Origin of the sequence: Vibrio sp. DW001 (genome assembly GCF_029016285.1) — a bacterium.
Lineage (GTDB): Bacteria > Pseudomonadota > Gammaproteobacteria > Enterobacterales > Vibrionaceae > Vibrio.
This window is the reverse complement of sequence record NZ_CP091975.1, coordinates 56,481-68,770: the sequence shown is the minus strand read 5'-3', so window position 1 is coordinate 68,770 and position 12,290 is coordinate 56,481. Positions and strand designations below refer to the sequence as shown.

11 protein-coding genes are annotated in these 12,290 nt (G+C 40.5%); 4 read left to right on the top strand and 7 right to left on the bottom strand.

The window, feature by feature from the left end; genetic code table 11:
* Positions 1 to 60: 60 nt before the first annotated feature.
* Entirely contained in the window at positions 61 to 969 is a 909-nt protein-coding gene (locus tag L3V77_RS00305; protein ID WP_275135247.1) for a LysR family transcriptional regulator, read from the top strand.
* A gap of 76 nt (positions 970 to 1,045) precedes the next feature.
* On the opposite strand, the gene L3V77_RS00300 is transcribed toward L3V77_RS00305, so the two are convergent.
* From L3V77_RS00300 to ftnA, 3 genes are all read right to left on the bottom strand, one after another.
* Positions 1,046 to 2,233 (bottom strand): NAD(P)/FAD-dependent oxidoreductase, encoded by a 1,188-nt coding sequence (locus L3V77_RS00300; RefSeq protein ID WP_275135246.1) that lies wholly within the window; start codon positions 2,231 to 2,233, stop codon positions 1,046 to 1,048.
* 146 nt (positions 2,234 to 2,379) lie between these two features.
* On the bottom strand, positions 2,380 to 2,703 hold the full coding sequence (gene uspB / locus L3V77_RS00295; protein WP_275135245.1) for a universal stress protein UspB: 324 nt from the start codon (positions 2,701 to 2,703) through the stop codon (positions 2,380 to 2,382).
* Between the two features lie 72 nt (positions 2,704 to 2,775).
* Positions 2,776 to 3,306 (bottom strand): non-heme ferritin, encoded by a 531-nt coding sequence (gene ftnA / locus L3V77_RS00290; RefSeq protein ID WP_195704793.1) that lies wholly within the window; start codon positions 3,304 to 3,306, stop codon positions 2,776 to 2,778.
* A 220-nt stretch (positions 3,307 to 3,526) separates the two neighbouring features.
* Between ftnA and L3V77_RS00285 the strand changes: the two genes are divergently transcribed.
* Complete coding sequence (locus L3V77_RS00285) at positions 3,527 to 3,955, top strand: universal stress protein (protein WP_195704792.1); 429 nt, start codon at positions 3,527 to 3,529, stop codon at positions 3,953 to 3,955.
* Positions 3,956 to 4,013: 58 nt separating this feature from the next.
* Entirely contained in the window at positions 4,014 to 4,886 is an 873-nt protein-coding gene (locus L3V77_RS00280) for a carboxylate/amino acid/amine transporter (RefSeq protein WP_275135243.1), read from the top strand.
* A gap of 102 nt (positions 4,887 to 4,988) precedes the next feature.
* Here L3V77_RS00280 and L3V77_RS00275 read toward each other — a convergent pair whose 3' ends face one another.
* The 3 genes from L3V77_RS00275 to L3V77_RS00265 all read right to left on the bottom strand — a co-directional run bounded on the left by L3V77_RS00275 (position 4,989) and on the right by L3V77_RS00265 (position 9,459).
* The gene (locus L3V77_RS00275) at positions 4,989 to 5,435 is read right to left on the bottom strand and encodes a hypothetical protein (RefSeq protein ID WP_275135242.1); all 447 of its coding nucleotides are present in this window, start codon (positions 5,433 to 5,435) and stop codon (positions 4,989 to 4,991) included.
* Positions 5,436 to 5,542: 107 nt separating this feature from the next.
* Complete coding sequence (locus L3V77_RS00270; RefSeq protein ID WP_275135241.1) at positions 5,543 to 6,319, bottom strand: class I SAM-dependent methyltransferase; 777 nt, start codon at positions 6,317 to 6,319, stop codon at positions 5,543 to 5,545.
* A gap of 38 nt (positions 6,320 to 6,357) precedes the next feature.
* On the bottom strand, positions 6,358 to 9,459 hold the full coding sequence (locus L3V77_RS00265; RefSeq protein ID WP_275136655.1) for an EAL domain-containing protein: 3,102 nt from the start codon (positions 9,457 to 9,459) through the stop codon (positions 6,358 to 6,360).
* 141 nt (positions 9,460 to 9,600) lie between these two features.
* On the opposite strand from L3V77_RS00265, the gene asnC reads away from it, so the two are divergent.
* Positions 9,601 to 10,062 (top strand): transcriptional regulator AsnC, encoded by a 462-nt coding sequence (asnC, locus tag L3V77_RS00260; protein ID WP_195704787.1) that lies wholly within the window; start codon positions 9,601 to 9,603, stop codon positions 10,060 to 10,062.
* Between the two features lie 82 nt (positions 10,063 to 10,144).
* On the opposite strand, the gene prlC is transcribed toward asnC, so the two are convergent.
* Complete coding sequence (prlC, locus tag L3V77_RS00255; protein ID WP_275135240.1) at positions 10,145 to 12,187, bottom strand: oligopeptidase A; 2,043 nt, start codon at positions 12,185 to 12,187, stop codon at positions 10,145 to 10,147.
* Positions 12,188 to 12,290 lie beyond the last annotated feature (103 nt).

Below are 12,290 nucleotides of genomic sequence, written 5' to 3'. Positions count from 1 at the left end.
CATCTTGATAAGAATTACATATATCTTATCATTGAGATCACGAAGGTTAGGGAAACGAAGATGCTGGATATCCATTGGTTAAAAACGTTTGTCACATTAGCTGAGTATAAACACTTTGGTAAGGCCGCGATTGCACTTCATATGACACAACCCAATGTCAGTTTGCACCTAAAGCAACTTGAACAAACTACCTGTGTGAAACTCATTGAAAGAAGTCCATTTCGCCTGACTCAAGCTGGAATGCGATTGTTAGAGAGCAGCGAAAGAACCTTACTAGAATTACAGATCTGTCAAGCCGATCTTAATGCCCTTAATGAGCTCAACCGAGGTACATTGACCATTGCTGCCAGTGATATTATCTCTCGATTATTACTAATTGAACCATTTCAACTGTTTAAGGCTCAGTTCCCAGGCATTGACTTTACTGTATTTAATACCACGTCGTCGCAAGCCTCAGAATTAGTGAAAAATGCGGTTGCGGATATTGGTTTCGTAATTTCTCAGAAAGAAAGCCAACCATTGCATTTTACTGAGCTACAACAGATCAAATGGTGTGCTCTGGGCGATAGTTTTGAGCTTTGGATGCGAGATAAAAATAAGGAAAAGTCAAAACAACAAGATATAAATCAACAGGAGGAACTAACCCTAATATTACTTGGTCATGATACGCGTACTCGGGACTTAATTGACGAAGCGTTACCTAAACTGAACCTTCCTAGTTATCGAGTGATGGAAGTAGGCAGTGTTGATGCACAAATAGATTGGGCGGAAGCTGGATTTGGTGTGGCTATTATTCCGGAATTTGCTATATCGACAAAGGCAAATCTGATGTCTAAGGTGACGTCCTTACCAAATTTCCCCACCACTAGCCTTGGATATGTCGTGAGACAAAATCAAATATTATCTAAAGCGATTAAGCAGTTACTTCATTGGGTTAATGATGAAATCCTTAATTCACAACGGAGATAAATGAGTTTTATCGGTTGATTACCAGTATTCTTGTACATTCATAAAGAATACTGGTCGAAAGATCGCCTTCGGTACATTACACCCACTGCCCTGCAACAAACCCACTGCTCCACGCGAATTGAAAATTATAACCTCCTAACCAACCGGACACATCAAGCACCTCGCCAATAAAGTAAAGACCTTGGGTCTCTTTTGTTTGCATCGTTTTGGATGAAATATGGTCAGTATCTACGCCACCAAGAGTTACTTCGGCTGTTCTATAACCTTCGGTACCGTTTGGTTTTATCTGCCAATTCTCTAACGCCAGTACGGTGTTTTGTAATTCTTTGTCGTTTATCTGTTTTAACGGTTTATCTACTAACTCTTTTCTCTCAATCAAGGTTTCGACGAGACGTTTTGGCAGAACCTTCGCCAAGGTGTTTTTTAGGCTTTGGTTTGGGTGTTTCTCTTTAGATATAGATAAAAGTGCCTCAACATCCGTTTCAGGGACGAGGTTAATTGTTATTTCTTGTCCGGCTTTCCAATAAGATGAAACCTGCAACACCGCAGGACCCGACAAACCTCTATGTGTAAACAAAAGCGCCTCTTTAAACGCTGTTTCGTCCGTCGTTGTTATTTCTGCGGGGATAGCAATACCTGATAAATCAGCTAGGTCTTCCTTGTCTTCTTTGTGTAACGTAAATGGCACTAAACCAGCCGTAGTCTGAACAACGGAGAGGTTAAACTGCTCTGCAATCTTGTAACCAAATGGCGTCGCCCCCAATTTAGGCATTGAAAGCCCTCCTGTTGCAACCACCAATGACTCACACTCGATCTGTTCCGTATTGGCATACAGAGAGAAGCCATTCTCTATTTTTTCGATAGAGTGGGTATCCACTTGATATCGATAATTAACCGCAACTTCTTTGCACTCATCTAACAACATGGTCACTATCTGCTTGGCAGAATCCACACAAAAAAGTTGCCCATGTTCGCGCTCTTCAAACTCGATGCCATGTTTAGAGACTAAGGAGATAAAATCCCAGTTAGTGTATTGCGATAATGATGACTTAACAAAATGAGGGTTTTTACACACAAAGTGATTTGATGACACATCATAGTTAGTAAAATTACACTTACCGCCACCAGAAATGAGGATTTTACGACCCGGTTTTTTGGCATGATCAAGAACCAGTACTTTTCGTCCTCGTTTTCCTGCTTCAATTGCGCACATAAGTCCGGCTGCGCCGGCTCCAACGATGACCACATCTACCTTAGTTACCACGCCCTAACCTTTTAAAAATAAAAAGGATGCACGACATCGTACATCCTCAAATTGAGAAACATTTTAGCTATTCTCTGCGATCTTGCAAATCTATAAGCGTTTAACCAGTGAAGCCTTCGCCTCGATTACTCGCTTATTCTTACCGATCAAACCAAGAACGATGCAAACAAAGTGACCGCAATCAAAACAACAAATAGAATAAACAACTCTCTCACTTTTGCGCACTTACTCATAAAAACAGGGTCGTGATGGTTCACGAATTCCTTATCTTTTAGGTAATGAAAAAGACGAACCTGTTTCATTACATTGCCATGAGTTGTAAAGAAACCACCGCCATCTACTTGTTGATAAAGTAACGGATGAGCCTCTCGCATGACATAGATTAACGACCGCAATGCAGTCAAATAGCGCGCTAAGTTTATGCTCACAATAAGCATAAGAGTGAATATTATAGTGTCTCCACTGATCATCTTTTCCTCCCTACACCTCCTAAGAAGCCGAAAGAAAAAGATGATTGAGTCTATCTTCTCTTTTGCAACAAATTACTCCGCTGCACCGGCTTCCATAACGGAAGATGAACCTTCTTTTGCCATTGCAGCTAGGTCTTTATCAATGAAGAACAAAGCCTTACCATCTTCACCGACAAGTTCTAGCTTATCCAAAATCCCTTTAAACAGTTTCTCTTCTTCATGCTGTTCAGCAACGTACCACTGTAAGAAATTAAACGTTGAGTAATCTTGTGCTATAAATGCACCATGAGCCAACTTATTGATTCTTTCTGTAATCATCTGCTCATGTTCATAGGTTTCGCGAAAGACTTCTCCAAGACTTTTGAAATCATACTTAGGCGCTTCAATCGTCCCTAAAATCGGCATCGCTCCGGTTTCGCTAACATAGGTAAATAAGCGCTGCATATGTTCCATTTCTTCTACTGCATGACGCCTCAGAAATACTGCTGCACCTTCAAAACCTTTATCTTCACACCAAGCACTCATTTGTAAGTATAGATTGGATGAGAAAAATTCTAGGTTAATTTGCTCATTTAATTGTTCGATCATTGTTTGAGATAGCATGAAGACTCCCTTTTAGGTTCATTTATATCGCTTTAAAACTTTAGTATTACAACAAAGTTTTCTCAGAATCACTTTAGGTTACCCTTAACTATACCATGAAGCAAAATACCTTACGGGATAAGGCGAATAAAACAGATAAGGATATGAGATCACAACGACAAATTTTTTTGAAATTAGATGCTAGGCTTAAAAGGTAAGTCCTTTAAATGGAGATAGCACTATGAGCTATAAGCATATTTTGGTCGCGATTGACCTTAGCAAAGAAAGCCATATTCTGATTGAAAAAGCAGTCGCGTTAGCCCAACCGTTAGGCGCAGAAGTCTCATTTATTCATATTGATGTGAATTATGCCGAAATTTACACTGGTCTCATTGATATAAATTTGTCTGAAACGCAAAATCACGCCATGGAAGAATCGTTAGCGCAGCTTAAATTACTTGCAGAACAAGCCAAAATGCCGATTAAACATACTTTAGTCGGAAGTGGCGATTTGGGGTATGAACTAAAGGAAACGATTGATAAAAAGGACGTCGATTTAGTCATTTGCGGACATCACCAAGATTTTTGGAGTGTCATACTATCTTCAACTAAGCAGCTACTAAATAGCGTTCCGGTTGATATGTTGGTCGTTCCTTTGCATGACGATTAATTTAGCCCTTAAATTGGGGTACACTGCAGGTTCAAACATTCATTCGGTAAAATAAGACATGTTGTACCTTTCTGCAGTGACCCTATTATGGGCTTTTTCATTTAGTTTGATTGGCGTTTATCTTGCTGGCCAAGTTGACTCTTGGTTCTCTGTATTGATGCGCGTTGTTCTGGCTGCTCTGGTTTTTCTTCCTTTTTTAAAATTTCGAAATATTCCAAAATCACTCATCCTCAAACTCATGACAGTCGGCGGCATACAGCTAGGCCTAATGTACTGTTTTTACTATCAGTCTTTCCTACTACTCTCTGTCCCTGAAGTATTGCTTTTTACTGTCTTTACACCCATTTATGTCACGCTGGTTTATGATGTGCTAAAAGGCCGTTTCTCACCTTGGTATCTTATTACGGCAATCATCGCGGTTGCAGGCGCTGTGGTCATTAAATTCTCTGGAGTTAACGAGAATTTTTTACAAGGTTTCCTCGTCGTTCAAGGGGCAAACCTATGCTTTGCTATTGGTCAGGTTGGCTATAAGGTGATAATGGAAAAGGAAAAGGTAACGCTCTCCCAACACACTGTATTCGGTTATTTTTATTTAGGGGCTGTCTGTGTGGCCGTTATCGCTTTTGCTCTATTTGGCAACACAGACAGGCTGCCAACGACCATGACGCAATGGGGTATCCTGACCTATCTAGGTTTAATCGCTTCTGGATTAGGTTATTTTTTATGGAACAAAGGCGCATGCATGGTCAACGCGGGTGCGCTTGCGGTCATGAATAATGGTTTGGTGCCCGCAGGATTGGTGGTAAACATACTGATTTGGAATCGTGACGCAGACATGCTTAGACTCTTACTGGGTGGTGCTATCATCTTGTTCTCTCTACTGATAAACGAGACCATCATTAAGCGAAAAGTGGCTTTTTCTTATGATTAATAATCGCTTCAAGATGATGTAAATTAACCTAAGCGACATCAAGCGATGTCGGCCTTAAAGAAACAAGGTCGACACATCTTATCTATTCAGTAAAAAGAAGGTTTAGTGAAGGGATGACTTAAGATTCGTTTCATTGTGAAAAGTATTAAATCTTGCAAACTGTTCTTCAATTTTTTTCTGCTTTCTTAACAATTTATTCTGTTTACCCAAAATACTCGCCATTTTCTTAACGTATTTCTTCTGTTTTTTGGTTTGTTTTTTAGCCTTTTTGATCTCTTTTTTTGTCACTTCGCTGCGCATATCAATAGGGGTAGGGAGTACTGGAATTGGCAACGTATCCGCTAATACGACACATTGCTGCTTCTCTTCCGTACTTTTAGACAAGCAGGCCTGAGGAGGAATAGCGGTCGGTTTACAGAGTTGAGAACTGTCTTGAGAAGAACGAGCACACGAACGGCATAGATATTTAGCATCACTGACAAGAGAATAAATCTCACCTAACCCTTCGGATATCTCTCTGCGATTCAACTTGCATAAACGCTTTGTCATTTAATGACTCCAACTGACACTATCGGCTCACTCTTTTTTGAGAATGATTATTACTTAGATATAGCCTCATTTGTTTGCTGATGCAATGAAAAATTTCCTCCAATGAATTATGTCATTGATTCTTTTACATATACATCGAAACGGTTTTTCTTGGTTTTAATTGCCATACTTGGTTTTTGTTGATTGAGCCAGTCGGCATAATCAGGCCTCTTCACTATTACGCGTTTTTTAGCGAGCAGCATAGCAGGCTCAAATAAGCCATCTGCATCTAGATCGGCCCCGACGAGCGATTGGAACACACGCATCTCTTTTTTAACTAATGCCGACTTTTTTCCCTCAGGGTGAGGATACATAGGATCAAGGTAGACAACATCTGGTCGCAAGAAATTTCGATCATTAGATAGTATTTCCAATGCATCATGACTAGATGCATGCAATAGCGACATTCTTTCTGAAACCCATACGCCTATTTCTGAATCTTGTTTTGCTCTCTCTAGGCCATCATCCAGCAGAGCGGCGACGACTGGGTTTCGCTCTATCATCTGTACTTTACAGCCAAGAGATGCAAGTACAAACGCATCTCTACCTAGCCCTGCAGTTGCGTCCAACACACTTGGTATCACACCTTTATTTAACCCTGCAGCCTTTGCAATAGACTGACCTTTACCGCCACCAAATTTTCTCCGGTGTCCAACGGGACCGCCCACCAGATCGACGTAGATCGCACCTAATTTTGGTTCATCTATTTTTCTGAGCTCTAGTCTTTCCGAGCTTAAAACCAACGCGAAACTACTCTGATCATCGTGTTGCAATGACCATGTTTGAGCAATACGTTCAAGCCGATTGGTATCTATGTTTTCTTCACAGATCAGTTGCAGGCGCAAAAAGCACTCCATATAGGGATAGGTTTCGTGGCGGTATTTTACTGAATCTGTTGCAGTTCGGCTACCAATTCGGCTAATGGTTTAGGTTTACTAACAATATAGCCTTGCGCATAGTCCACTCCTAACTCAAGAAGCCTATCAATAATCGCGGTATTTTCTACAAATTCCGCAACTGTTTTCTTACCCATTTGTTTAGCTAAATCATTGATAGCGCGGACCATAATAAAATCCGTCTCATTCGTATCCATATCACGAACAAATAAACCATCTATCTTAACGATATCCACTGGTAATTTTTTTAGGTACCCAAAAGATGACAAACCAGAACCAAAATCATCCAATGCGATCAAGCAGCCTCGTTGTTTGATTTGAGTAAACAAATCAATGGCCCGATCCATGTTGCCCATTGCGGCTGTTTCTGTTATTTCGAGACAAAGTTTGTGGCTAGGTACCGAACTATGTTCAATCGTTTCCAGCAAGAAATGTACAAATTCTCTGTTCCCTATCGACTGCCCCGACAAATTAATTGAGCAGAGCCCTAACTGTTCATAGTCGTCTATGTTGGACTCCAACCACGCTAGGGTTTGGGTCACTACGGCCTTATCAATAAGGTGTGCCACATTGTATTTTTCTGAGGCTGGCATGAAGATTCCTGGCGAAATATACTCCCCATTAGCACTTTTTATTCGGACTAATATTTCAAAATGCATCTTCATGGCGTCACTTGATTCTTCAAGCTTTAGAATTGTCTGTGCAAATAGTTCCAATCGATTATTCGCCAACGCCTCATGAACCAAATTAACGCACTCCATTTCAAGTTGGCGTCGACGCAACTCTTCATCATCTTGAAGATAAAGATGAAATCTATTCCGACCCTCATCTTTAGCAGCATGACACGCCGTATCCGCTTGAGCGTGAACCATTTGAGGAGAATCGGCAGTATGATCGATCAATCGAATTCCAATAGAGCACGTGATATTGAGTGATATGTCGTCCCACTGGAATGTATTGATGCTGAGTTCATTGATAATGGCTTTGGCAATATTCTGAGCATCGGTTTGCGTGCAGTCTCTTAATAGCACCGCAAATTCATCACCACCCATTCTAGACAATATAGAGTTATATGGTAAAACAGACTCAACCACCATTGCAGAGAACTTGATCGCAGCATCACCTGCTTCATGTCCAGCGGTATCATTAAGTACCTTCAATTGATCAAGGTCTAAATAGAGCATTGCGTGTGTACGTAAGTGGTCACTTACTTCTTTTAAAGACTTTTCTAGTTCTAATTCGAAATGATTTCTGTTGAATGTTTCGGTGAGCAAGTCATAGCGAGCTTGATACTCCAATTGCTCGGTCAAAATATGAATCTCGGTAATATCCTCGCCTACCATCAACAATTTACCAAAGTGATCGAGTGGACGAATATTTTCTCTAATCCATAATACCGAGCCATCTTTATGTCGATATCGAGCTTCTCTTCGCCACACGCCATTAATTTCATGTTCTCGATTAAGCAGCAGTTGTTTCGCTGGTAATGTGCCTTCATCCGCATAAAAGTCCTTCAAACGATGGCCTAATATTTCTAGCTCTTTATAGCCTAATAACTCTTGTGCAAATTTATTCAGTGCCTGAATTCGGTAGTTTTCATCTAGTGTCAACATCATGACCGGTTGTTGTTCATAATAGGTTCGCATGGTGGACTCACGCTCAATCAATTTCTGCTGTGCCAATTTCCCCATTGTGATGTCGTTTGCTTCAAATAGGTATTGTAATTCGACACCAGATTCTTCTGGTAACTGATTAAGAACGACATCGAGTAAAATACATCCTGAACCCTTACAAAGCGCTTCAATCTCGAATCGAGTTGAATTCAGTTCCGTGTTAGGTTCAAAGAACTGGCCAAGCTTTTTAGCGCCTTTATCTTCCCACCCATTGAAAAACCATATCGGTTTATCAATAGGTAATCCTTGATCAAAAACTAATTCATGAAATTTATTATTACTGGTCAGAACTCGGCCGTATTTATCGAGGATAGCAATATATTGATGGCTTTGTTCTATAACTGACTCGAGTAAATACTGGCTCTCGCGAGCCTTGGATTCACTATTACTTAAACGGCGAAGATAATACAGAAGCGCCATTATGACGGCAGCCATCAACAAAAAGATGGTGATAACAACCTGAACCCATTGGTAGTCGTCTTCAGGCTCGTTAATCAAATTCGCAGCACTGTTCTCTTGGCTTATATTAAGCCCCCACTTTTGGATTGCGTCGTAATCGAGTTCAATAGTCGGTGTCGCCAGTCTGACCGATGGGATATTACCTGGCATGTTATCTAACATGTCGACGAGTAATAGCCCCGCGGATCTCCCCTGAGAGTTACCGTTATGAAGAACACCGCCAACGGTCCCATAACCGAATATCGAATCATGAAATACATAAACCGGAACAACTGAAAACTCATCAATCTTTTCACGAATTTCCTGATCGTTATGAATGTTCAACTCACCTTTAAAAAAGCCCCAATAAAGAATCACGCTATTTTCAGGGGCTTTGGCTAAGAAAGCTTTCAAGGACTCGTAGTCTGCTGGAACATAATGTTCGACCAATTTTCTATGGCTGGGGGATTCGTCTAGATATTGATTGACCGTATCTCGAACCCCCTCCCCTGTAACCGAGAGGCCGGTGATGACATAAATTTTGTTTACGTTAGGTTGCAACCTTTTTATTAATTCAACATTGCCTTGTATTTCTACCCGAGAGACCACACCAGTCGCATTTAAATTGGAATGTAATTTCGCCTTATAACCATTAATACCACTAAAAATTATTGGGGTATCACCTAACATATGACCAAGGCTATTTATCAGATTCAATGCATAATTATCAACAACGATAATCGCTTTAAACTCCTCATTTTGAAGCTTGACGGTATACAGTTGAACAAGTTGATCTAAATATTTTTTTGATTGGTGCCGTTTTGTGTCTAGATAAACAACCCGATTGGGGATTTTGTTTTTGGTAAGTATGTATTCTAGGCCATCTTGAAAATCGTCAGACCATAAAAACCCTTGATGATAAGAGTGTATAACTAGGACATCTTTCTCTTTAGCGTTAGCTGAAACGCTGAAAATCAAGATCAGTAGTATAAGAATTCTCACTGCAACTTTTGTCCTTCACACACGCGATAATTTAAATAAAAATCAAAACAATAGTAACACTCAATTGAATAAAATATACTCTTGTTACCCACATTCTTAGATTGGTTGCCTACTTCAATGCACACTAACACTCGCCTCGATGACTTAGACCGAGCTATCTTAAAAATATTATTAGAAGATGCACGGCGACCATATGCTGAAATGGCAAAGAAATTTGATGTAAGCCCTGCAACGATTCATGTACGAATAGAAAAGATGAAGGCCGCAGAAATTATTGAAGGGACGGAGGTTATTATTAACCCCAAAAAACTGGGTTACGACGTGTGCTGTTTCATTGGTATTAATCTAAATGCCGCTCGAGACTATCACTCAGCCCTAAAAAAATTGAATGCATTAGATGAAGTCGTAGAGGCTTATTATACAACAGGGGCATACAATATCTTCGTAAAGCTAATGTGTCACTCCATTGAAGAACTACAATATGTTTTGATTGATAAGCTTCAGGCTATAGACGAAGTGCAATCGACTGAAACATTAATATCACTTCAGAACCCAATCAATCGGAATGTGATTCCATAACGATAATTACGATCCTAAGTAAAGGTACTCATTTCTCATATTGAAGAGATTGAGAGCGAGTACCTAATCTTCCGAGGCTATTTTACCCGCTGATACCTGAATGCCTTAACAATGCATCTATTTTAGGCTCTCGACCTCTAAAGCGCTTAAACAATTCCATTGGCTCTTCACTGCCACCCATTTCCAGAATATTGTTAAGGAAGCTTTTGCCCGTTTCTTGATTAAAGATCCCTTCTTCTTCAAAACGAGAGAAAGCATCAGAACTAAGCACCTCAGCCCAAAGATAGCTGTAATATCCTGCGCTATAACCACCAGCAAAAATATGACTAAATGCATGTGAAAAGCGATTCCATTCTAGGCTTGGTAATACCGCTACTTTGCTCTTCACTTGGGCCAACGTTTCGAGAACTCGCGGGCCTATTTCGGGGTCGAATTCAGTATGCAACGTAAAATCAAACAAACCAAATTCTAGCTGACGAAGAATAAATATTGCCGACTGGAAATTTTTCGCGGCTAACATTTTCTCTAGCATCTCCGTCGGTAATGAAGCGCCTGTCTCATAATGACCTGAAATAAATTCCAATGCTTCTTCTTCCCAACACCAATTTTCCAAAAATTGACTTGGCAACTCAACAGCATCCCAAGGCACACCATTTATCCCGGATACAGCAGAGACATCAATCTGAGTCAGCATATGGTGAATACCATGCCCAAACTCATGGAACAATGTAACAACTTCGTCATGGGTGAAGAGAGCAGGCTTATCTCCTACTGGCTTATTAAAATTACATGTCAAATAAGCCACTGGTGTTTGTAGTTCGCCACTTGTGGTCGTACGCCTAACACGACATTCGTCCATCCATGCCCCACCTCGTTTATTTTCACGAGCATAGAGATCAAGGTAGAAACTACCGCGTAGCGTATTATTTCCATCAAAGATATCAAAAAACCGAACTGATTCATGCCAAGTATCTACGCCTTTTTTCTCTAAAACCGTCATACCAAATACGCGATTGAGTACCTCAAACAATCCGCTTACGGCTTTAGATTCAGGGAAGTAAGGGCGCAATTCCTCATCAGATATTTGGAACAAATACTGCTTTTGTTTTTCACTGTAGTAGGCAATATCCCAAAGATTAAGATCGGTCACACCAAATTCTTTTTTTGCAAATTCAGTCAACTCACGAACCTCTTTTTCACCTTGAGGTTTCACTTTTACTGCCAAATCATTCAAAAAACCGAGGACTTGTGCTGGCGTCTCCGCCATCTTAGTGGCCAATGATTTTTCACTGTATGTAGCAAACCCAAGCAATCGAGAAATTTCATGACGAAGCTTGAGCTGTTCAGCCATAACTTCTGTATTGTCCCATTTCCCAGCCATCGGCCCTCTGTCTGAAGCTCGAGTAACATACGCTTCATACATTTCTCGGCGAAGCTCTTGATTATCGCAGTATGTTAATACAGGAAGATAAGATGGAATATCTAGGGTTAACACCCAACCATCTAACTCTTTTGACTCTGCCGTTGCTCTTGCTGCATCCATTGCTGATTCTGGCATTCCTTTCAGCTCTGACTCTTCAGTAATGTGCTTTGTCCAGCCCATTGTGGCATCGAGAACATTATTAGAAAATTGAGAACCTAATTCAGACATTCGCTTACTAATTTCACCATAACGATGCTGTTCATTCGCCGGCAGGCCGATGCCCGATAGCTCAAAATCAGTTAATGCATCGGTAATACTTTTCTTCTGAGCTTGCGTCATACTATCGAATGCTGGACTCGCTTTAATCGCTTTGTACGCTTCATAAAGCCCTTTATGCTGACCAACCCATGTACCATATTCTGATAACAACGGTAAACAGCTTTCATAAGCTTCTCGAAGTTCTTGGCTATTGACCACGGAATTCATGTGGCTAACTGGAGACCAAATTCTGCTTAGTTTGTCGTCCACCTCAGCTAAAGGATCGCAAATCGTCTCCCAGCTTGGATTACTGTTACCGTCAAGAACTTGTTCTATTTTGATTCTGCAATCCGCTATAGCTTGTTCTACAGCTGGCTTTACATACTCTGGGCTTATTTCAGAGAATGGTGGTAGGTCAGTAAAATCTAAAAGTGGGTTGGACATACGTTGTTCCTTTATAAAATCTTTATATCTAAATGTAGGCGGCTTATAGAATTTTCAATAGTGGCGTATAATGAAAAGGTTTGAAAATAAATTGTTTATCACA